The sequence below is a fragment of the Serratia sp. MYb239 genome, from assembly GCF_002966855.1.
In the GTDB taxonomy this organism is placed as follows: Bacteria; Pseudomonadota; Gammaproteobacteria; order Enterobacterales; family Enterobacteriaceae; genus Serratia_B; species Serratia_B rhizosphaerae.
This window is the reverse complement of sequence record NZ_CP023268.1, coordinates 4,576,887-4,596,289: the sequence shown is the minus strand read 5'-3', so window position 1 is coordinate 4,596,289 and position 19,403 is coordinate 4,576,887. Positions and strand designations below refer to the sequence as shown.

The window sequence follows — 19,403 nt, the reverse complement described above, 5'->3', positions numbered from 1 at the left end:
ATAAGCCATGCCACGTTCTCTCAAGAAAGGTCCTTTTATTGACCTGCACTTGCTGAAGAAGGTAGAGAAAGCGGTGGAAAGCGGTGACAAGAAGCCTTTGCGCACTTGGTCCCGTCGTTCAACGATCTTTCCTAACATGATCGGTTTGACCATCGCTGTCCATAATGGTCGTCAGCACGTACCAGTATTCGTTTCCGATGAAATGGTCGGTCACAAACTGGGTGAATTCGCGCCGACTCGTACTTATCGCGGCCATGCGGCTGATAAAAAAGCTAAAAAGCGCTAAGGTAGGAGGAAGAGATGGAAACTATCGCTAAACATCGCCACGCTCGTTCTTCTGCTCAGAAGGTTCGCCTTGTTGCTGACCTGATCCGCGGTAAGAAAGTGTCGCAAGCTCTGGAAACTTTGACCTACACCAACAAGAAAGCTGCTGGTCTGGTTAAAAAAGTACTGGAGTCTGCCATTGCTAACGCAGAACACAACGATGGCGCTGACATCGATGATCTGAAAGTTACGAAAATCTTCGTAGATGAAGGCCCAAGCATGAAGCGCATTATGCCGCGTGCGAAAGGTCGTGCAGATCGCATCCTGAAGCGCACCAGCCACATTACTGTGGTTGTGTCCGATCGCTGAGACTCTGGAGACTAGCAATGGGTCAGAAAGTACATCCTAATGGTATTCGCCTGGGTATTGTCAAACCTTGGAACTCTACCTGGTATGCGAATACCAAAGAATTCGCTGACAACCTGGACAGCGACTTTAAAGTTCGCCAATTCCTGACTAAGGAACTGGCTAAAGCGTCCGTATCTCGTATCGTTATCGAGCGTCCGGCTAAAAGCATTCGTGTAACCATTCACACTGCTCGCCCGGGTATCGTTATCGGTAAGAAAGGTGAAGACGTAGAAAAACTGCGCAAGGTCGTAGCGGACATCGCTGGCGTTCCTGCACAGATCAACATCGCCGAAGTCCGTAAACCGGAACTGGACGCTAAATTGGTTGCTGACAGCATCACTTCTCAGCTGGAACGTCGCGTGATGTTCCGTCGTGCTATGAAGCGTGCTGTACAGAACGCAATGCGTCTGGGCGCTAAAGGCATCAAAGTTGAAGTAAGCGGCCGTCTTGGCGGTGCTGAAATCGCACGTACCGAATGGTACCGCGAAGGTCGTGTTCCATTGCACACTCTGCGTGCGGACATCGACTACAACACGTCCGAAGCGCACACCACTTACGGTGTAATTGGCGTTAAGGTATGGATCTTCAAAGGTGAGATCCTGGGTGGTATGGCTGCAGTTGAACAACCGGAACCGGCTGCTCAACCTAAAAAGCAGCAGCGTAAAGGCCGCAAGTAAGGAGAGTCGCTGATGTTACAACCAAAGCGTACAAAATTCCGTAAGGTGCACAAGGGCCGCAACCGTGGTCTGGCGCAAGGTACGGATGTTAGCTTCGGCACTTTCGGTCTGAAAGCTGTTGGCCGTGGCCGTCTGACTGCTCGTCAAATCGAAGCAGCACGTCGTGCAATGACTCGTGCAGTTAAGCGTCAAGGTAAAATCTGGATCCGTGTATTCCCGGACAAACCAATTACCGAGAAGCCGCTGGAAGTCCGTATGGGTAAAGGTAAGGGTAACGTAGAGTACTGGGTTGCTCTGATCCAACCTGGTAAAGTCCTGTACGAAATGGACGGTGTGCCTGAAGAGCTGGCCCGTGAGGCATTCAAGCTGGCAGCAGCGAAACTGCCGATCAAAACCACCTTTGTAACCAAGACGGTGATGTAATGAAAGCACAAGAGCTGCGTGAAAAAAGCGTTGAAGAGCTGAACACTGAGCTGCTCAACCTGCTGCGTGAGCAATTCAACTTGCGCATGCAAGCGGCGAGTGGCCAGCTGCAACAAACTCACCTGTTGAAACAAGTGCGTCGTGATGTCGCACGCGTTAAGACTTTACTGACTGAGAAGGCGGGTGCGTAATGACCGATAAAATCCGTACTCTGCAGGGTCGTGTTGTTAGCGATAAAATGGAGAAATCCATCGTTGTTGCTATCGAACGTTTCGTGAAGCACCCAATCTACGGGAAATTCATCAAGCGTACGACTAAATTGCACGTACATGACGAGAACAACGAATGTGGCGCCGGCGACGTGGTAGAAATCCGCGAATGCCGCCCACTGTCTAAGACTAAGTCCTGGACGTTGGTTCGCGTTGTAGAGAAAGCGATTCTGTAATAGAGTAGCTGGCTCTCACTTGATAAACGGCTCAGAAAATGAGCCGTTTATTTTTTCTACCCATCCTAAGGAAGCGGTGTTATAATGCTGCGCCCTCAGTTATGGGGCTTTTCAACGACCTAAATTTCTTAGGTCTTTAAAGTAGTAGTTGACATTAGCGGAGCACTAAAATGATCCAAGAACAGACTATGCTGAACGTCGCCGATAACTCCGGTGCTCGTCGCGTAATGTGTATCAAGGTTCTAGGTGGCTCGCACCGTCGCTACGCAGGCGTCGGCGATATCATCAAGATTACCATCAAGGAAGCAATTCCACGTGGTAAGGTGAAGAAAGGCGATGTGCTGAAGGCGGTAGTGGTGCGCACCAAGAAGGGTGTACGTCGCCCGGACGGTTCTGTCATTCGCTTCGATGGAAATGCATGCGTTATTTTGAACAATAACAGCGAGCAACCTATCGGTACGCGTATTTTTGGGCCGGTAACTCGTGAACTGCGTAATGAGAAGTTCATGAAAATTATCTCTCTGGCACCAGAAGTACTCTAAGGAGCGAACCATGGCAGCGAAAATCCGTCGTGATGACGAAGTTATCGTGCTTACCGGGAAAGACAAAGGTAAACGCGGTAAAGTAAAAAATGTCCTGTCTGCTGGTAAGGTCATTGTTGAAGGTATCAACCTGGTTAAGAAACACCAGAAGCCGGTTCCGGCTCTGAACCAACCAGGCGGCATCGTTGAAAAAGAAGCTGCAATTCAGGTTTCTAACGTTGCTATCTTCAACGCGGCAACCGGTAAGGCTGACCGTGTAGGCTTTAGATTCGAAGACGGCAAAAAAGTCCGTTTCTTCAAGTCTAACAGCGAAACTATCAAGTAATTTGGAGTAATACGATGGCGAAACTGCATGATTACTACAAAGACGAGGTAGTTAAACAACTGATGTCTCAGTTTAACTACAATTCTGTCATGCAAGTCCCTCGGGTCGAGAAGATCACCCTGAACATGGGTGTTGGTGAAGCGATCGCTGACAAGAAACTGCTGGACAACGCAGCAGCTGACCTGACAGCAATCTCCGGCCAAAAGCCGTTGATCACCAAAGCTCGCAAATCTGTTGCAGGCTTCAAAATCCGTCAGGGCTATCCAATCGGCTGCAAAGTAACTCTGCGTGGCGAACGCATGTGGGAGTTCTTTGAGCGTCTGATTTCCATTGCTGTTCCACGTATCCGTGACTTCCGTGGCCTGTCCGCCAAGTCATTCGATGGCCGTGGCAACTACAGCATGGGTGTGCGTGAGCAAATCATCTTCCCAGAGATCGACTACGATAAAGTCGATCGCGTACGTGGTCTGGATATTACCATCACCACGACTGCGAACTCTGATGATGAAGGCCGCGCACTGTTGGCTGCTTTTAACTTCCCGTTCCGCAAGTAAGGCAGGGTTGACTTATGGCTAAGCAATCAATGAAAGCACGCGAAGTAAAGCGCGTGAAATTAGCTGACAAGTTCTTTGCTAAACGCGCTGAACTGAAAGCTATCATCTCTGATGTGAACGCGTCCGATGAAGATCGTTGGAACGCTGTTCTCAAGCTGCAAACTCTGCCGCGTGATTCCAGCCCGTCTCGTCAGCGTAACCGCTGCCGCCAAACTGGCCGTCCACATGGTTATGTGGGCAAATTCGGGTTGAGCCGTATTAAGCTGCGTGAAGCCGCCATGCGCGGTGAAGTACCAGGCTTGAAAAAGGCTAGCTGGTAATTGTCACCAATTGAATCACGGGAGTAAAGACAGATGAGCATGCAAGATCCGATCGCGGATATGCTGACCCGTATCCGTAACGGTCAAGCCGCGAACAAAGTTGCGGTCACCATGCCTTCCTCCAAGCTGAAAGTGGCAATTGCCAACGTGCTGAAGGAAGAAGGTTTTATTGAAGATTTCAAAATCGAAGGCGACGCCAAGCCTGTTCTGGAACTGGTACTGAAGTACTTCCAGGGCAAAGCTGTGGTAGAAAGCATTCAGCGTATCAGCCGTCCAGGTCTGCGCATCTATAAGAAAAAAGATGAGCTGCCAAAAGTTATGGCCGGTTTGGGTATCGCTGTCGTTTCTACCTCTAAAGGTGTTATGACCGATCGTGCAGCTCGCCAGGCTGGTCTGGGTGGCGAGATTATCTGCTACGTAGCTTAATTCGGGAGGAAAGAATGTCTCGTGTTGCAAAAGCACCCGTCGTCATTCCTGCCGGCGTAGAGGTAAAACTCAACGGTCAGGTTATTTCGATTAAGGGTAAAAACGGCGAGCTGACTCGTACAGTCCACGATGCCGTTATCGTTAAGCAAGAAGAAAACGCACTGACTTTCGCTCCGCGCGAAGGTTTTGCGAACGCTTGGGCCCAGGCGGGCACCACGCGCGCTCTGCTGAACGCAATGGTTATCGGTGTTACCGAAGGCTTCACCAAGAAGCTTCAACTGGTAGGTGTTGGTTATCGCGCAGCGGTTAAAGGCAATGTTATTAACCTGTCATTAGGTTTCTCACATCCGGTTGACCATCAGCTGCCAGCAGGTATTACTGCTGAATGCCCAAGCCAAACTGAAATCGTGCTGAAAGGCGCTGATAAGCAGGTAATTGGCCAGGTTGCTGCAGAGCTGCGTGCCTACCGTCGTCCTGAGCCTTACAAAGGCAAGGGTGTCCGTTACGCCGACGAAGTCGTGCGTACCAAAGAGGCTAAGAAGAAGTAAGGTAACACTATGGATAAGAAATCTGCTCGTATCCGTCGTGCGACCCGCGCACGCCGCAAGCTCAAAGAACTGGGTGCAACTCGCCTGGTGGTACATCGTACCCCGCGTCACATTTACGCACAGGTCATTGCATCAAACGGTTCTGAAGTTCTGGTAGCCGCTTCTACTGTAGAAAAAGCTATCACTGAGCAACTGAAGTATTCCGGTAACAAAGACGCAGCAGCAGCAGTAGGTAAAGCTATCGCTGAGCGCGCGTTGGAAAAAGGCATCAAAGATGTTTCCTTTGACCGTTCCGGTTTCCAATATCATGGTCGAGTCCAGGCACTGGCAGATGCTGCCCGTGAAGCTGGCCTTCAGTTCTAAGGAAGAGGTTTAAGATGGCTCACATCGAAAAACAAGCTGGCGAACTGCAGGAAAAGCTGATCGCGGTAAACCGCGTATCTAAAACCGTAAAAGGTGGCCGTATTTTCAGCTTTACCGCACTGACTGTCGTTGGTGATGGTAACGGTCGCGTTGGTTTTGGCTACGGCAAAGCACGCGAAGTTCCGGCAGCGATCCAGAAAGCGATGGAAAAAGCCCGTCGCAACATGATGAATGTCGCGCTGAACAGCGGCACCCTGCAGCACCCTGTTAAAGGTGTTCACACGGGTTCTCGTGTGTTCATGCAGCCGGCTTCAGAAGGTACCGGTATCATCGCCGGTGGTGCAATGCGCGCCGTTCTGGAAGTCGCAGGGGTACACAACGTATTGGCTAAAGCTTATGGTTCCACCAACCCGATCAACGTGGTTCGTGCAACTATTGATGCTCTGGCAAATATGAAGTCTCCTGAAATGGTCGCTGCCAAGCGTGGTAAATCCGTTGCAGACATTCTGGGGTAATTGACCATGGCTAAGACTATTAAAGTTACACAAATTCGCAGCGCCATTGGCCGTCTGCCGAAGCATAAAGCTACTCTGCTGGGCTTGGGTCTGCGTCGTATTGGTCACACCGTAGAGCGCGAGGATACTCCTGCTGTACGCGGTATGATCAACCTGGTTTCCTACATGGTTAAAGTTGAGGAGTAACAGATGCGTTTAAATACTCTGTCTCCGGCTGAAGGTGCCAAGCATGCGCCGAAGCGTGTAGGTCGTGGTATTGGTTCTGGCCTGGGTAAAACCGGCGGCCGTGGTCACAAAGGTCAGAAGTCTCGTTCTGGCGGTGGCGTACGTCGTGGTTTCGAAGGTGGTCAGATGCCTCTGTACCGTCGTTTGCCGAAATTCGGCTTCACTTCACGCAAAGCGATGATCACGGCAGAAGTACGTCTGTCTGAACTGGCTCTGATTGAAGGCGATGTCATCGACCTGAACACGCTGAAAGCCGCTAACGTTGTTGGTACCCAGATCGAATTCGTGAAAGTTATGCTTTCTGGCGAAATCGCTCGTCCGGTTACCCTGCGTGGTCTGCGTGTCACCAAAGGCGCTCGTGCTGCTATCGAGGCTGCTGGCGGTAAAATTGAGGAATAAGTGAGCTGATGGCTAAGCAACCAGGATTAGATTTTCAAAGTGCTAAAGGTGGGCTCGGCGAGCTGAAGCGCAGACTTTTGTTTGTTATCGGCGCGCTGATTGTCTTCCGTATCGGCTCTTTCATTCCGATTCCTGGTATCGATGCCACTGTGCTTGCCAAATTGCTCGAACAGCAGAGAGGCACTATCATTGAAATGTTTAACATGTTCTCTGGTGGTGCCCTCAGCCGTGCTTCTATCTTTGCGCTGGGGATCATGCCGTATATTTCGGCGTCGATCATTATCCAGCTGTTGACGGTGGTTCATCCGGCGTTGGCAGAAATAAAGAAAGAAGGGGAGGCTGGCCGTCGCAAGATTAGCCAGTATACCCGCTACGGCACGCTGGTATTGGCCATATTCCAGTCGATCGGTATTGCTACCGGTCTACCGAATATGCCTGGTATGCAAGGCCTGGTGATTAATCCAGGCTTTGCGTTCTACTTTACTGCGGTTGTGAGCCTGGTGACCGGGACGATGTTCCTGATGTGGCTGGGTGAGCAGATTACTGAACGCGGTATCGGCAACGGTATCTCGATCATTATCTTCGCGGGTATTGTAGCGGGCTTACCGCCGGCAATTGGTCATACTATCGAGCAAGCCCGGCAAGGCGACCTGCACTTCCTCCTGTTGCTGCTGGTTGCAGTATTGGTGTTTGCAGTGACCTTCTTTGTCGTCTTCATGGAGCGTGGTCAACGTCGTATCGTCGTTAACTATGCGAAGCGTCAACAGGGTCGTCGCGTTTATGCAGCACAGAGTACACACTTACCGTTGAAAGTGAACATGGCGGGTGTTATCCCGGCGATCTTCGCTTCCAGCATTATCCTGTTCCCGGCCACGATTGCATCCTGGTTCGGGGGTGGTACCGGTTGGAACTGGCTGACAACAATTTCGATGTATTTGCAGCCTGGACAGCCGCTTTATGTGTTACTCTATGCGTCTGCAATCATCTTCTTCTGTTTCTTCTACACGGCGTTGGTTTTCAACCCGCGTGAAACAGCAGATAACCTGAAGAAGTCCGGTGCCTTCGTACCAGGAATTCGTCCGGGAGAGCAAACGGCGAAGTACATCGATAAAGTAATGACGCGTTTAACCCTGGTGGGCGCGATGTACATTACTTTCATCTGCCTGATCCCGGAGTTCATGCGTGATGCAATGAAAGTACCATTCTACTTTGGTGGTACCTCGCTACTGATCGTGGTTGTCGTCATCATGGACTTTATGGCTCAAGTGCAAACTCTGATGATGTCAAGTCAGTACGAGTCTGCATTGAAGAAAGCAAACCTGAAAGGCTATAACCGCTAGTCGGGTTTTGTTTGAGAAGTTACGGAGAGTAAAAATGAAAGTTCGTGCTTCCGTCAAGAAATTATGTCGTAACTGCAAAATCGTTAAGCGTAACGGTGTCGTTCGTGTGATTTGCAGCGCCGAGCCGAAGCATAAACAGCGTCAAGGCTGATTATCTCGCATATTTTTCTTGCAAAGTTGGGTTGAGCTGGCTAGATTAGCCAGCCAATCTTTTGTATGTAACTGCAACATTATTTGAGTATCCTGAAAACGGGCTTTTCAGAATGGTGTTGCCGTAAAAATAAGTAGGAGTGCATAGTGGCCCGTATAGCAGGCATTAACATTCCTGATCATAAACATACCGTAATCGCCTTAACGTCGATCTTCGGTATCGGCAAAACCCGCTCACAGGCTATCTGTGCTGCGACTGGTATTGCTGAAAATGTTAAGATCAGTGAGCTGTCTGAAGAGCAGATTGAACAGCTGCGTGAAGCTGTCGCCAAATACACTGTTGAAGGTGATCTGCGCCGTGAAGTTACCCTGAGCATCAAGCGTCTGATGGATCTTGGTACATATCGTGGTTTGCGCCATCGTCGTGGTCTGCCAGTTCGCGGTCAGCGTACTAAGACCAACGCACGTACCCGTAAGGGTCCGCGTAAACCGATCAAGAAATAATCGGGGTGATTGAATAATGGCAAAGGCACCTGTTCGTACACGTAAGCGTGTAAGAAAACAAGTCTCTGACGGCGTGGCTCATATCCATGCTTCTTTCAACAACACCATCGTTACCATTACTGATCGTCAGGGTAATGCTTTGGGTTGGGCAACTGCCGGTGGTTCCGGTTTCCGTGGTTCTCGTAAGTCCACTCCGTTCGCAGCACAGGTTGCCGCTGAACGTTGTGCAGACGCAGTAAAAGAATACGGTATCAAGAACCTGGAAGTTATGGTTAAAGGACCTGGTCCTGGTCGTGAGTCTACTATCCGCGCTCTGAACGCGGCTGGTTTCCGCATCACTAACATTACTGATGTGACTCCGATCCCTCATAACGGTTGTCGTCCGCCGAAAAAGCGCCGCGTATAACGCAGCTTTTAGGTTTGTTGGAGAAAGAAAATGGCAAGATATTTGGGTCCTAAGCTCAAGCTGAGCCGTCGTGAGGGCACAGACCTGTTCCTTAAGTCTGGCGTTCGCGCGATCGATTCAAAATGCAAAATTGAACAACCGCCTGGTCAGCACGGTGCGCGTAAACCGCGTCTGTCTGATTACGGTGTGCAGTTGCGTGAGAAGCAGAAAGTTCGCCGTATCTACGGTGTTCTGGAGCGTCAATTCCGCAACTATTACAAAGAAGCAGCACGTCTGAAAGGCAACACCGGTGAAAACCTGTTGCAACTGCTGGAAGGTCGTCTGGACAACGTCGTTTACCGCATGGGCTTCGGCGCCACGCGTGCAGAAGCACGTCAGCTGGTTAGCCACAAAGCTATCATGGTAAATGGTCGCGTTGTTAACATCGCTTCTTATCAGGTATCTCCGAATGACGTAGTCAGCATCCGCGAGAAAGCGAAAAAGCAGTCTCGTGTTAAGGCCGCTTTGGAGCTGGCTGAGCAGCGTGAAAAGCCGACTTGGCTGGAAGTTGATGCTGCCAAGATGGAAGGCGTGTTCAAGCGTATGCCTGAACGTACCGATCTGTCTGCGGACATTAACGAACACCTGATCGTCGAGCTTTACTCCAAGTAAAGCTTAGTACCAAAGAGAGGACACAATGCAGGGTTCTGTGACAGAGTTTCTAAAACCGCGCCTGGTAGATATCGAGCAAGTCAGTTCGACGCACGCCAAGGTGACCCTTGAGCCTTTAGAGCGTGGCTTTGGCCATACTCTTGGCAACGCACTGCGCCGTATTCTGCTTTCATCTATGCCGGGTTGCGCGGTGACCGAGGTTGAGATTGATGGTGTACTGCATGAGTACAGCACCAAAGAAGGCGTACAGGAAGACATCCTGGAGATCCTGCTCAACCTGAAAGGGCTGGCGGTGAGAGTTCAAGGCAAAGATGAAGTTATTCTTACCCTGAATAAATCTGGCATTGGCCCTGTGACCGCTGCCGACATTACCCATGATGGTGATGTCGAAATCGTCAAGCCGCAGCACGTTATCTGCCACCTGACCGATGAGAACGCGGCTATCAGCATGCGTATCAAAGTTCAGCGCGGTCGTGGTTATGTGCCGGCTTCTGCCCGAATTCATTCGGAAGAAGATGAGCGCCCAATCGGTCGTCTGTTGGTCGACGCCTGCTACAGCCCTGTAGAGCGTATTGCCTACAATGTTGAAGCTGCGCGTGTAGAACAGCGTACTGACTTGGATAAGCTGGTCATCGAAATGGAAACCAATGGCACGATCGATCCTGAAGAGGCGATCCGCCGTGCGGCAACCATTCTGGCTGAACAACTGGAAGCTTTCGTTGACTTACGTGATGTACGTCAGCCGGAAGTGAAAGAAGAGAAACCAGAATTCGATCCGATCTTGCTGCGCCCTGTTGACGATCTGGAATTGACTGTCCGCTCTGCTAACTGCCTCAAGGCAGAAGCTATCCACTACATCGGTGATCTGGTACAGCGTACCGAGGTTGAGTTGCTGAAAACGCCGAACCTGGGTAAAAAATCTCTTACTGAGATTAAAGACGTGCTGGCCTCACGTGGTCTGTCTCTGGGCATGCGCCTGGAAAACTGGCCGCCGGCAAGCATTGCTGACGAGTAACCGGATCACAGGTTAAGGTTTTACTGAGAAGGATAAGGTCATGCGCCATCGTAAGAGTGGTCGTCAACTGAACCGTAACAGCAGCCACCGCCAGGCTATGTTCCGTAACATGGCCGGCTCTTTGGTTCGTCATGAGATCATCAAGACGACCCTGCCAAAAGCGAAAGAGCTGCGTCGCGTTGTTGAGCCGCTGATTACTCTTGCCAAGACCGACAGCGTAGCTAATCGTCGTCTGGCATTCGCCCGTACTCGTGATAACGAGATCGTGGCAAAACTGTTTAACGAGCTGGGCCCGCGTTTCGCGAGCCGTGCCGGTGGTTACACTCGCATTCTGAAGTGTGGCTTCCGCGCAGGCGACAACGCGCCGATGGCATACATCGAGCTGGTTGATCGTGCTGAGTCTCAAGCAGAAGCAGCAACTGCAGAGTAATCTGTAGAAGCGTAAAAAAACCGGGCTTGCCCGGTTTTTTTACGTCTATCTGCAGCCAATTGTGCTTTCCCCTGTCATATGCCTTAAGATCCCCCGCCCTATCCGCTATGCTAGCGACAGAGATTGCATGCTGAGGAATCATACAATGTGGTTACTCGATGAATGGGCCGAACGCCATATTCGTAACGCACAGGATAGTGGTGAGTTTGAGAACTTGCCGGGCCAAGGTAAGCCGCTGGAGCTCGATGACGACAGTGCGGTGCCGGCCGAATTGCGCTCAGGCTTCCGTCTGTTAAAAAATGCCGGCTATCTGCCACCGGAATTGGAGGTGCGTAAAGAAGCGTTGACCATAGCCGCCTTGCTACAGGAAATTAACAGTGAGCACCCTGACTATATCGCTTTGAATAAACGCATGGCGCTGCTGGAATACCGTCTGCAGCAAGCTGGAATGAGTACCGATTTCCTGCACGGTGAATATCATCAGGTGATTAATGGCAAATTAGGGCCGGAGGAGCGCTAATGTTTAAAATTGGTCAGCTTGCCAAGCTTGCAGGAGTAACGCCGGATACCGTGCGTTATTATGAAAAGCAGGGCATGATGGAGCACAATGTGCGGACCGAAGGGGGTTACCGCCTGTATAGCGAGCAGGATTTACAGCGGCTGCGCTTTATTCGCTATGCCAAGCAACTGGGTTTTACCCTGGAAACCATTGCCGAGCTGTTGTCGATCCGCGTCGATCCAGAACATCACACCTGCCAGGAGTCAAAATCCATTGTTGATGCGCGTTTGCAGGAAGTGGAACAAAAACTGCTGGAGCTGACGCGTATGCGCGAATCCTTACGGCGTTTGAGCGATGCCTGCTGCGGCAGTGCGCATACCAGCACCTACTGTTCGATTCTTGAGGCATTAGAACAGGGGGCCAACGACGGCAGAGATAAAAAAACAGATCATCACTGCTGAGCATCTGTTATTTTTCCCGATTCGGCGCTATTATCTGCCCGATTTATATCCATAGTAATATCAGGAGAAATACCATGACGAAGTACCGTCACACGAAAGGTAAGATACAAGACAACGCTATTGAAGCGTTATTGCACGATCCTTTATTCCGTCAGCGGGTGGAGAAGAACAGCAAAGGGAAAGGCAGCTATCGGCGTAAAGAAAAACATGGCAAAGGGACAAACTGGGAGGCCAGTGGTAAGCAATCAAACGATTATTTACCACTGGCCTTCTGGTTTTAAGACGTAAAAAAGCCCTCATCAGCGAGGGCTTTTTGATCTATAACAGACGTGAGCTTAGGCTTTTGGCTGATCTTTAGCTAACAGATCGCGAATTTCCGTCAACAGTTTCTCTTCTGCGCTTGGCGCCGGCGGAGCCGCTGGTTTTTCTTCTTGTTTACGGCGCGCTTTGTTCATCAGCTTAATTGCCAGGAAAATAGCGAATGCCACAATCACAAAGTCAAAGACCGTTTGAATAAAGTTACCGTAGTTCATGATGACCGCCGGGATTTCACCCTGCGCTTCACGTAATACCAAGTGGAACTGTTTGAAATCGACACCGCCGATCAGTAAACCCAGCGGTGGCATGATGATATCGGCAACGAATGACGATACGATCTTACCGAACGCCGCACCAATAATGACACCAACAGCCAAGTCAACAACATTGCCACGCATGGCAAACTCGCGGAACTCTTTCAACATACTCATAGAACACCCCTCGCAAAATTAATAACTCAAGTTTAACAAAGCAACTTCCCTTTGCCACAAATCGCAGAGAAAAGTTTGTATCTTGTCTCTTACGTTTCTTAAACGGCTTAAAAAAGCCTACAGGAAGAATGGACTTGGCTGGAATAAACGCTCGACGTCCGGTACAAATTTCTTATCGGTGATAAACATAATGACGTGGTCACCCTGTTCAATTTTACTATTACCGCTGGCGATAATGACATCGTCACCACGCACGATGGCGCCAATGGTGGTTCCCGGCGGCAATTTAATCTCTTCTACGCTGCGACCGACCACCTTGGAGGTGCTTTCATCTCCGTGTGCAATGGCTTCAATAGCCTCCGCAACGCCGCGGCGCAGCGAGGAAACGCTGACGATATCCGCTTTACGCACGTGGCCCAGCAAGGCGGAAATGGTGGCCTGCTGCGGTGAAATGGCAATATCGATCACGCTGCCTTGTACCAGGTCGACATAGGCGCGACGCTGTATCAGCACCATGACCTTTTTGGCCCCCAGACGCTTGGCCAACATAGCGGACATAATATTCGCTTCGTCGTCGTTGGTAATGGCGATAAATACGTCGACCTGATCGACATGCTCTTCTGCCAGCAGTTCTTGGTCCGATGCGTCGCCATAAAAGACGATGGTATCGTGCAGTTGCTCTGCCAATTCCGCCGCCCGCTGTTGGTTACGTTCGATCAGCTTGACGTTGTAATCCTTTTCCAACTTGGCTGCCAGGCCCGCGCCGACGTTGCCGCCGCCGACGATCATAATACGCTTGTAAGGTTTCTCCAGCCGCTGTAGCTCACTCATTACCGCACGAATATGCTGCGATGCTGCGACGAAGAACACCTCGTCACCGGCTTCGATAATTGTCGAGCCTTGCGGACGGATAGGGCGGTCCTGACGAAAAATAGCGGCGACGCGTGTATCGATATGCGGCATATGCTCGCGCATGGAGGACAGCGCATTGCCCACCAACGGGCCACCGTAATAGGCTTTTACCGCAGCAATGCTGACCTTGCCCTCGGCAAAATTGACCACCTGCAGCGCGCCGGGGTACTCAATCAGCTTGTAGATATAATCGATAACCAGCTGTTCCGGCGAGATCAAATGATCGATCGGTACCGCTTCCGGCAGGAAGAGCTTCTCCGACTCACGGATATATTCCGAAGCGCGGATACGGGCGATGCGGTTCGGCGTATTAAACAGCGAATAGGCGATCTGGCAGGCCACCATATTGGTTTCATCCGAATTGGTGACGGCAACCAGCATGTCGGCGTCTTCCGCGCCGGCTTCACGTAGCACGCGCGGGTAGGAACCGTGTCCCTGCACGACGCGCAGATCGAATTTGTCCTGCAGCTGGCGCAGGCGGTTCGTATCGGTATCCACCACGGTGATATCGTTATTTTCACCGACCAGGTTTTCCGCCAGTGTCCCGCCAACCTGGCCTGCGCCAAGAATAATTATTTTCATCGTGTTCTCTGCTTCACACAGCAAGGCTGAGGGCGTAATGCTACGCCCGGAGAGTTACATTTTAATCAGCTTAGCGTAAAAGAAGCCATCGCCATCTTCAGGGTGAGGAAGGTTTTGCCGTTCGGTGCCGGCCAGCCGGGCGTCGCTATGGCGCTGCAGGAAGGCCTGCAACTGTTGGCTATTCTCTTGTGGTAAAATCGAACAGGTTGCATAAACCATTACGCCGCCTGCTTTAAGGTGTGGCCAGATGGCATCGAGAATTTCCGCCTGCAGGCCGGCCAGTTCGGCAATGTCGCTATCGCGGCGCAGCCATTTGATATCCGGATGACGACGAATCACGCCGGTGGCGGAACAAGGCGCGTCCAGCAGAATGCGGTCAAACTGTTTGTCGCCGCACCACTGTTGTGGCGTGCGGCCATCGCCCTGTTTCACCTCGGCGTGGCAATGTAAACGTTGCAGGTTTTCTTTTACCCGGCTCAGACGTTGCTCATCAATATCCACGGCCATAACATGAGCCTGTGGGGCCGCTTCAAGGATATGGGTGGTTTTGCCGCCGGGAGCGGCGCACAGATCGAGGATCTGCTCGCCGTCTTGCGGATCCAGCAGATCGACGCAGCCTTGTGCGGATGCATCCTGCACCGTGGCCCAGCCGTCGGCGAATCCCGGTAAGTTGTTTACCGCGCACGGCGTGAGTAAGCGCACTGCGTCGGGGTATTCTTCGTGCGCGACGGCATCAATGCCGGCCTGCGTGAGCAGGTGCAGATAGTCATCACGGCTGTGATGGCGGCGGTTAACCCGCAGCCACATGGGTGGCTTTTGATTATTGGCGTCGACGATCTGCTGCCACTGTTCAGGATAAGCCTGTTGGATACGCTTCAGCAGCCAGCTTGGGTGCAGGTAGCGGCTGTCATGATTCGCCGCGCGTTGCATCAACGCTTCCTGTTGGCGCTGGAACTGACGCAGTACGCCATTGACCAATCCTTTAAGCTGCGGGCGCTTTAGCGCGACTGCGCCATTAACCGTTTCCGCCAGGGCGGCATGGGCCGGGATGCGGGTATACAGCAATTGGTACATGCCGACCATCAGCAGATAGTGCAACGTACGCTGCTTGCCCACCATCGGTTTTGCCATCAGTTGTTGGATACACCATTCAAGCTGCGGCAGCACGCGCAGCGTGCCGAAGCACAGTTCCTGCAGCAGGGCGCGGTCCTTATCGGAAATTTTGTTATTCAGTGCCGGCAGTAGGGTGCTGAGCGATTGCCCCTGATCCAACACCTGGCCGATGGTTTGAGCAGCGATGCTGCGGAGGTTGTAGTTATTTTTCATAGGCTAAAGCTGGATGACATCGGCTTGAGGAAAATAAACGGCCCGGCGCTGTCTGCCGGGCTGTGAAGGTGGTTACAGACGGTTACCTGGCGCAAACCATTCGCGGCGTGAATTTAACAAATCTTGAGCCGACATCGGTTTCTTGCCCGCAGGCTGCAGCTGCGTCAGGCATAAAATACCTTCGGCGGTGGCGACCTGGATACCGTGCTTGTCCGCCTGCAGGATAGTACCGGGTTCCGCATCGCTGTTACCAGCCAGCGCCTGGGCTTGCCATACTTTCACCGGCTGTTCATCAACGGTGAAATAGCTGATCGGCCACGGGTTGAAGGCGCGTACGCAGCGCTCCAGCTGCACGGCGGAAAGGCGCCAGTCCAAACGTGCTTCTTCCTTGCTCAGTTTCTCGGCATAGGTCACCAGTGCTTCGTCCTGAACTTCGCATTGCGCCGTACCGTCCGCCAGCTGCTGCAGCGTGGTCAGCAGCCCTTGCGGGCCAAGCTCGGCCAATTTGTCATACAGGCTGGCGCTGGTATCTGTTGCTTCTATCGGACAGGCAATTTTGTGCATCATATCACCGGTATCCAGACCGACATCCATCTGCATGATGGTCACGCCGGTTTCCCGATCGCCCGCCCACAGCGCACGTTGAATTGGAGCGGCGCCACGCCAGCGCGGCAGCAGTGAGCCATGTACGTTGATACAGCCAAGGCGCGGCATATCCAGCACCGCCTTTGGCAGGATCAGGCCATAAGCCACCACGACCATCACGTCTGCATTAAGATCGGCGACCAGATGCTGGTTCTCTTCCGGACGCAGTGATTTGGGCTGAAACACGGGCAGCTGATGCTGCTGCGCCAGCACTTTCACCGGGCTTGGCGTCAGCTTGTTGCCACGGCCAGCCGGTCGATCGGGTTGGGTGAAGACGCCGACGACCTGATGCCCAGAAGACAACAGCGCGTCGAGGTGACGCGCTGCGAAGTCTGGTGTGCCGGCAAAGATAATCCGTAAAGAATCAGACACGATGTTTCCCTGCTTGGTTAGGCGCGCGCTTGCTGTTTGGCCAGCTTATCCAGTTTTTCCACTTTCTGACGGATACGCTGACGCTTCAGCGGCGACAGATAATCGACAAACAGTTTGCCGATCAGGTGGTCCATCTCGTGCTGAATGCAGATGGCCAGCAGATCGTCGGCTTCCAATTCGAATGCTTTGCCGTTGTAATCCAACGCGCGGATTTTCACCTTCTCGGCACGCGGCACCAGAGCGCGTTGCTCAGGGATGGACAGACAACCTTCTTCGATACCGGTTTCACCGCTCTTTTCCAACAGCTCCGGGTTGATCAGCACCAGGCGCTGATCGCGGGTTTCGGAAACGTCAATGACGATAATACGTTGATGGATGTCCACCTGAGTCGCAGCCAGACCAATGCCTTCCTCTGCGTACATGGTTTCAAACATATCATCCACGATGCGCTGGATATCTGCATTGACTTCTTTTACCGGGGCCGCAACTTTGCGCAGCCGCTCGTCTGGGAAATGTAATACCTGCAAGACTGACATATATCTTTAGATCTGTATCCGAGTAATAAAGGGGGTATAGCTTCTATTCTAGACATTTCCAGCTCCGATTGACAGCATCCTCTACCAATTGCACGGATTGGCGATACCGCCAGGAACAGCGAGGGAATGCGCGATGACGCCTGAAGAAATAGGGTTGAGATTATCTTGGGTGAGTGGGCTGGGCGCATCGCTGGCCAGCGAACTGCAGCAGCAGTTGATTGACGCCGGCGGTGAGCCGTCTCACCATTTACGCTCCTTGGGGCTGAACGCCAGGCAATGTCGGCAGTTCAATCAGGCCGATCCGGCGGCGCTGGCTGCGACCTTGGCCTGGCTGGAGGCGCCGGGCCGCCATATGCTGACCTACGGTTCACCGCATTATCCCCCGCATTTACATGCATTAGTCGATGCGCCATTCCTGCTGCTGGTTGAAGGCTGTCTTGAGGCGCTACAACAGCCACAGATCGCCATGGTCGGCAGCCGGAACGCCAGCCATTACGGCGCTCGTTGGGGGCATGAATTCGCCGTGGGCTTGGCTCAGCAGGGCTATGCCGTGATCAGCGGACTGGCCCTGGGTGTGGATGGTATTTGCCATCGCGGCGCGTTGGCCGCGCAGGGTACAACGCTGGCGGTGCTGGGCAGCGGGTTGGCGAACATCTACCCGAGCCGCCACCGTAAGTTGGCTGCGCAGATCGTGGCGCAGGGCGGGGCGCTGATCTCCGAATACCTGGTGACGGCAGTACCGTTGCCGGCGCATTTCCCTCGCCGGAACCGTATCATCAGCGGCCTGAGCCTGGGGGTGTTGGTGGTAGAAGCGGCGGTACGCAGCGGTTCGTTGATTACCGCACGCCTGGCGTTGGATCAAGGGCGTGACGTTTTTGCCTTGCCCGGCGCATTAGGCAACCCGATGAGCGCTGGCCCACACTGGCTGATCCAGCAAGGTGCCCACTTGGTGACACAGCCGCAGGAGATTGCACAATTGTTGGGAAGCGGGCTGAACTGGCTGCCCATGGATGAAAAAACAACTATTTCTTCATCAGACGTCGAAGTTGAATTGCCATTTGCTGATGTGTTGGCTAACGTAGGAGATGAGGTGACACCTGTTGACGTCGTCGCTGAACGTGCCGGCCAACCTGTGCCAGAGGTGGTAATGCAATTACTCGAACTGGAGTTAGCAGGATGGATCGCAGCTGTACCCGGCGGCTATGTCCGAATAAGGAGGGCAAGCCATGTTCGACGTACTCATGTACTTATTTGAAACTTATATCCACAATGAACCAGAGATGCGCGTCGATCAGGATAAACTGACGAACGATCTCGCTGAGGCGGGATTTCATCGTGAGGATATCTACAACGCTTTGAATTGGCTTGAAAAACTTGCAGATCTGCAAGAAGGTGAAAATGCGCCGTACTTTATGAGTGCCGATCCGCTCGCCATGCGGTTCTACACGGAAGAAGAAAGTATGCGTCTTGACGCCGGTTGCCGTGGTTTTCTCCTTTTCCTTGAACAGATTCAGGTATTGAACCTCGAAACCCGAGAAATGGTTATCGACCGTGTTATGGCTTTGGATAATACGGAATTCGATCTCGAAGATCTGAAATGGGTCGTGCTGATGGTGCTGTTTAATATCCCCGGATATGAAAGCGCCTACCAGCAGATGGAAGAACTGCTGTTTGAAGTCAACGAAGGTTATCTGCACTGAGCCGATGCCACGCGTATGCCCGTTATACTTCAAGCTGCAGGCTTATCGGCTTTCCTTGGTCATATACGCTCCGTATGTGGCCTGGGATTCGCTTGTGGCCGTCTTCCTGCAACGTGAATTATTTAGGGCATAAAAGAAGTTATGACAAAAGCAGCGATTTTTGCCGCCAGGCAAAATGAACCCTGTCCGGAATGCGGGGCTGAACTGGTGATCCGCAGCGGTCGCCACGGTCCTTTCCTTGGCTGTTCCCAATATCCAGACTGCCAGTATATTCGTCCGCTGAAGGCGCAGGCTGATGGACATATCGTGAAGGTACTAGAGGGGCAAGAGTGCCCGAAGTGCCAGGCGACCCTGGTATTACGACAGGGGCGCTACGGCATGTTTATTGGCTGTAGCCACTATCCTGAATGCGATCACACCGAGGTGATCGATAAACCGGACGAAACCTCTATTACCTGTCCACAATGCGGGCAGGGCAAATTGCTGCAGCGTAAATCACGCTATGGCAAAGTTTTTCACTCTTGCGATCGCTATCCAGAATGCCAGTTTGCTCTTAACAACAAGCCTGTCGCCGGGGAATGCGCCTACTGTCATTACCCGCTACTGATGGAAAAACGTACTGCAAAAGGCCCGCTCCTTTGCTGTGCCAGCAAACTGTGTGGGAAGCCCGTCGCAATCACAGAATAACAAC

Annotated in this window: 34 protein-coding genes; 29 read left to right on the top strand and 5 right to left on the bottom strand. The window is 52.2% G+C overall.

Annotated elements, in window-relative coordinates; all coding sequences use genetic code 11:
• Positions 1 to 7: 7 nt before the first annotated feature.
• The 26 genes from rpsS (at position 8) to CLM71_RS21895 (ending at position 12,171) form a co-directional block, all read left to right on the top strand.
• Positions 8 to 286, top strand: a complete 279-nt coding sequence (gene rpsS, locus CLM71_RS22020) for a 30S ribosomal protein S19 (RefSeq protein WP_004929772.1) — start codon at positions 8 to 10, stop codon at positions 284 to 286.
• A 14-nt stretch (positions 287 to 300) separates the two neighbouring features.
• Positions 301 to 633 carry a 50S ribosomal protein L22 gene (gene rplV / locus CLM71_RS22015; RefSeq protein ID WP_002223844.1) on the top strand — a complete coding sequence of 111 codons (333 nt, stop codon included), beginning with the start codon at positions 301 to 303 and terminating at the stop codon, positions 631 to 633.
• A gap of 17 nt (positions 634 to 650) precedes the next feature.
• Positions 651 to 1,349 (top strand): 30S ribosomal protein S3, encoded by a 699-nt coding sequence (gene rpsC, locus CLM71_RS22010; protein WP_004956187.1) that lies wholly within the window; start codon positions 651 to 653, stop codon positions 1,347 to 1,349.
• A gap of 12 nt (positions 1,350 to 1,361) precedes the next feature.
• Positions 1,362 to 1,772: a 50S ribosomal protein L16 gene (gene rplP, locus CLM71_RS22005; protein ID WP_002438716.1), complete on the top strand. Its 411-nt coding sequence runs from the start codon at positions 1,362 to 1,364 to the stop codon at positions 1,770 to 1,772.
• Positions 1,772 to 1,963: a 50S ribosomal protein L29 gene (rpmC, locus tag CLM71_RS22000; protein ID WP_015962144.1), complete on the top strand. Its 192-nt coding sequence runs from the start codon at positions 1,772 to 1,774 to the stop codon at positions 1,961 to 1,963. Before rplP ends, rpmC begins: the two co-directional genes overlap by 1 nt.
• The gene (rpsQ, locus tag CLM71_RS21995) at positions 1,963 to 2,217 is read left to right on the top strand and encodes a 30S ribosomal protein S17 (protein WP_015962143.1); all 255 of its coding nucleotides are present in this window, start codon (positions 1,963 to 1,965) and stop codon (positions 2,215 to 2,217) included. The genes rpmC and rpsQ overlap by 1 nt, the downstream gene beginning before the upstream one ends.
• Before the next feature lie 170 nt (positions 2,218 to 2,387).
• A complete protein-coding gene (rplN, locus tag CLM71_RS21990) occupies positions 2,388 to 2,759 on the top strand; it encodes a 50S ribosomal protein L14 (protein WP_000613954.1) in 372 nt (123 codons plus the stop codon).
• A gap of 10 nt (positions 2,760 to 2,769) precedes the next feature.
• Entirely contained in the window at positions 2,770 to 3,084 is a 315-nt protein-coding gene (rplX, locus tag CLM71_RS21985; protein ID WP_015962142.1) for a 50S ribosomal protein L24, read from the top strand.
• 14 nt (positions 3,085 to 3,098) lie between these two features.
• A complete protein-coding gene (gene rplE / locus CLM71_RS21980; RefSeq protein WP_105232883.1) occupies positions 3,099 to 3,638 on the top strand; it encodes a 50S ribosomal protein L5 in 540 nt (179 codons plus the stop codon).
• 14 nt (positions 3,639 to 3,652) lie between these two features.
• Complete coding sequence (rpsN, locus tag CLM71_RS21975) at positions 3,653 to 3,958, top strand: 30S ribosomal protein S14 (RefSeq protein WP_004956173.1); 306 nt, start codon at positions 3,653 to 3,655, stop codon at positions 3,956 to 3,958.
• Positions 3,959 to 3,991: 33 nt separating this feature from the next.
• A complete protein-coding gene (gene rpsH, locus CLM71_RS21970; protein ID WP_004929753.1) occupies positions 3,992 to 4,384 on the top strand; it encodes a 30S ribosomal protein S8 in 393 nt (130 codons plus the stop codon).
• A 14-nt stretch (positions 4,385 to 4,398) separates the two neighbouring features.
• Complete coding sequence (gene rplF, locus CLM71_RS21965; RefSeq protein ID WP_105232882.1) at positions 4,399 to 4,932, top strand: 50S ribosomal protein L6; 534 nt, start codon at positions 4,399 to 4,401, stop codon at positions 4,930 to 4,932.
• A 9-nt stretch (positions 4,933 to 4,941) separates the two neighbouring features.
• Positions 4,942 to 5,295 carry a 50S ribosomal protein L18 gene (gene rplR, locus CLM71_RS21960; RefSeq protein WP_095846806.1) on the top strand — a complete coding sequence of 118 codons (354 nt, stop codon included), beginning with the start codon at positions 4,942 to 4,944 and terminating at the stop codon, positions 5,293 to 5,295.
• A 14-nt stretch (positions 5,296 to 5,309) separates the two neighbouring features.
• Positions 5,310 to 5,810: a 30S ribosomal protein S5 gene (gene rpsE, locus CLM71_RS21955; protein WP_015962139.1), complete on the top strand. Its 501-nt coding sequence runs from the start codon at positions 5,310 to 5,312 to the stop codon at positions 5,808 to 5,810.
• 6 nt (positions 5,811 to 5,816) lie between these two features.
• Complete coding sequence (rpmD, locus tag CLM71_RS21950; RefSeq protein ID WP_105232881.1) at positions 5,817 to 5,996, top strand: 50S ribosomal protein L30; 180 nt, start codon at positions 5,817 to 5,819, stop codon at positions 5,994 to 5,996.
• A 3-nt stretch (positions 5,997 to 5,999) separates the two neighbouring features.
• Positions 6,000 to 6,434, top strand: coding sequence for a 50S ribosomal protein L15 (rplO, locus tag CLM71_RS21945; protein ID WP_015962138.1), 435 nt, complete (start codon positions 6,000 to 6,002; stop codon positions 6,432 to 6,434).
• Positions 6,435 to 6,442: 8 nt separating this feature from the next.
• Positions 6,443 to 7,774 carry a preprotein translocase subunit SecY gene (secY, locus tag CLM71_RS21940; RefSeq protein ID WP_015962137.1) on the top strand — a complete coding sequence of 444 codons (1,332 nt, stop codon included), beginning with the start codon at positions 6,443 to 6,445 and terminating at the stop codon, positions 7,772 to 7,774.
• A 34-nt stretch (positions 7,775 to 7,808) separates the two neighbouring features.
• A complete protein-coding gene (gene rpmJ, locus CLM71_RS21935) occupies positions 7,809 to 7,925 on the top strand; it encodes a 50S ribosomal protein L36 (RefSeq protein WP_002227352.1) in 117 nt (38 codons plus the stop codon).
• A gap of 146 nt (positions 7,926 to 8,071) precedes the next feature.
• Positions 8,072 to 8,428, top strand: a complete 357-nt coding sequence (gene rpsM, locus CLM71_RS21930; RefSeq protein ID WP_105232880.1) for a 30S ribosomal protein S13 — start codon at positions 8,072 to 8,074, stop codon at positions 8,426 to 8,428.
• Between the two features lie 16 nt (positions 8,429 to 8,444).
• Positions 8,445 to 8,834 (top strand): 30S ribosomal protein S11, encoded by a 390-nt coding sequence (gene rpsK / locus CLM71_RS21925; RefSeq protein WP_004929731.1) that lies wholly within the window; start codon positions 8,445 to 8,447, stop codon positions 8,832 to 8,834.
• A gap of 30 nt (positions 8,835 to 8,864) precedes the next feature.
• Positions 8,865 to 9,485, top strand: a complete 621-nt coding sequence (gene rpsD, locus CLM71_RS21920; RefSeq protein WP_015962134.1) for a 30S ribosomal protein S4 — start codon at positions 8,865 to 8,867, stop codon at positions 9,483 to 9,485.
• A gap of 25 nt (positions 9,486 to 9,510) precedes the next feature.
• Positions 9,511 to 10,500 (top strand): DNA-directed RNA polymerase subunit alpha, encoded by a 990-nt coding sequence (gene rpoA / locus CLM71_RS21915; RefSeq protein ID WP_002919219.1) that lies wholly within the window; start codon positions 9,511 to 9,513, stop codon positions 10,498 to 10,500.
• Positions 10,501 to 10,540: 40 nt separating this feature from the next.
• Positions 10,541 to 10,930 carry a 50S ribosomal protein L17 gene (gene rplQ, locus CLM71_RS21910; protein ID WP_015962133.1) on the top strand — a complete coding sequence of 130 codons (390 nt, stop codon included), beginning with the start codon at positions 10,541 to 10,543 and terminating at the stop codon, positions 10,928 to 10,930.
• A gap of 145 nt (positions 10,931 to 11,075) precedes the next feature.
• Positions 11,076 to 11,450, top strand: coding sequence for a DUF1992 domain-containing protein (locus CLM71_RS21905; protein WP_105232879.1), 375 nt, complete (start codon positions 11,076 to 11,078; stop codon positions 11,448 to 11,450).
• Positions 11,450 to 11,890 (top strand): Zn(2+)-responsive transcriptional regulator, encoded by a 441-nt coding sequence (zntR, locus tag CLM71_RS21900; RefSeq protein WP_105232878.1) that lies wholly within the window; start codon positions 11,450 to 11,452, stop codon positions 11,888 to 11,890. Before CLM71_RS21905 ends, zntR begins: the two co-directional genes overlap by 1 nt.
• A gap of 74 nt (positions 11,891 to 11,964) precedes the next feature.
• A complete protein-coding gene (locus CLM71_RS21895) occupies positions 11,965 to 12,171 on the top strand; it encodes an alternative ribosome-rescue factor A (protein WP_105232877.1) in 207 nt (68 codons plus the stop codon).
• Positions 12,172 to 12,225: 54 nt separating this feature from the next.
• On the opposite strand, the gene mscL is transcribed toward CLM71_RS21895, so the two are convergent.
• The 5 genes from mscL to def all read right to left on the bottom strand — a co-directional run bounded on the left by mscL (position 12,226) and on the right by def (position 17,012).
• Positions 12,226 to 12,639 carry a large-conductance mechanosensitive channel protein MscL gene (gene mscL / locus CLM71_RS21890; protein WP_105232876.1) on the bottom strand — a complete coding sequence of 138 codons (414 nt, stop codon included), beginning with the start codon at positions 12,637 to 12,639 and terminating at the stop codon, positions 12,226 to 12,228.
• Positions 12,640 to 12,756: 117 nt separating this feature from the next.
• Positions 12,757 to 14,133, bottom strand: coding sequence for a Trk system potassium transporter TrkA (gene trkA, locus CLM71_RS21885; protein WP_105232875.1), 1,377 nt, complete (start codon positions 14,131 to 14,133; stop codon positions 12,757 to 12,759).
• A gap of 54 nt (positions 14,134 to 14,187) precedes the next feature.
• The gene (gene rsmB / locus CLM71_RS21880) at positions 14,188 to 15,459 is read right to left on the bottom strand and encodes a 16S rRNA (cytosine(967)-C(5))-methyltransferase RsmB (protein WP_105232874.1); all 1,272 of its coding nucleotides are present in this window, start codon (positions 15,457 to 15,459) and stop codon (positions 14,188 to 14,190) included.
• 72 nt (positions 15,460 to 15,531) lie between these two features.
• Positions 15,532 to 16,476, bottom strand: a complete 945-nt coding sequence (gene fmt / locus CLM71_RS21875; protein WP_105232873.1) for a methionyl-tRNA formyltransferase — start codon at positions 16,474 to 16,476, stop codon at positions 15,532 to 15,534.
• Between the two features lie 17 nt (positions 16,477 to 16,493).
• Complete coding sequence (def, locus tag CLM71_RS21870; RefSeq protein ID WP_105232872.1) at positions 16,494 to 17,012, bottom strand: peptide deformylase; 519 nt, start codon at positions 17,010 to 17,012, stop codon at positions 16,494 to 16,496.
• Between the two features lie 133 nt (positions 17,013 to 17,145).
• Between def and dprA the strand changes: the two genes are divergently transcribed.
• The 3 genes from dprA to CLM71_RS21855 all read left to right on the top strand — a co-directional run bounded on the left by dprA (position 17,146) and on the right by CLM71_RS21855 (position 19,399).
• Positions 17,146 to 18,267 (top strand): DNA-protecting protein DprA, encoded by a 1,122-nt coding sequence (gene dprA / locus CLM71_RS21865; RefSeq protein ID WP_105232871.1) that lies wholly within the window; start codon positions 17,146 to 17,148, stop codon positions 18,265 to 18,267.
• Positions 18,239 to 18,712: a DUF494 family protein Smg gene (gene smg, locus CLM71_RS21860; protein WP_015962123.1), complete on the top strand. Its 474-nt coding sequence runs from the start codon at positions 18,239 to 18,241 to the stop codon at positions 18,710 to 18,712. Before dprA ends, smg begins: the two co-directional genes overlap by 29 nt.
• 141 nt (positions 18,713 to 18,853) lie before the next feature.
• Entirely contained in the window at positions 18,854 to 19,399 is a 546-nt protein-coding gene (locus CLM71_RS21855; RefSeq protein WP_105232870.1) for a type I DNA topoisomerase, read from the top strand.
• Positions 19,400 to 19,403: the final 4 nt, after the last annotated feature.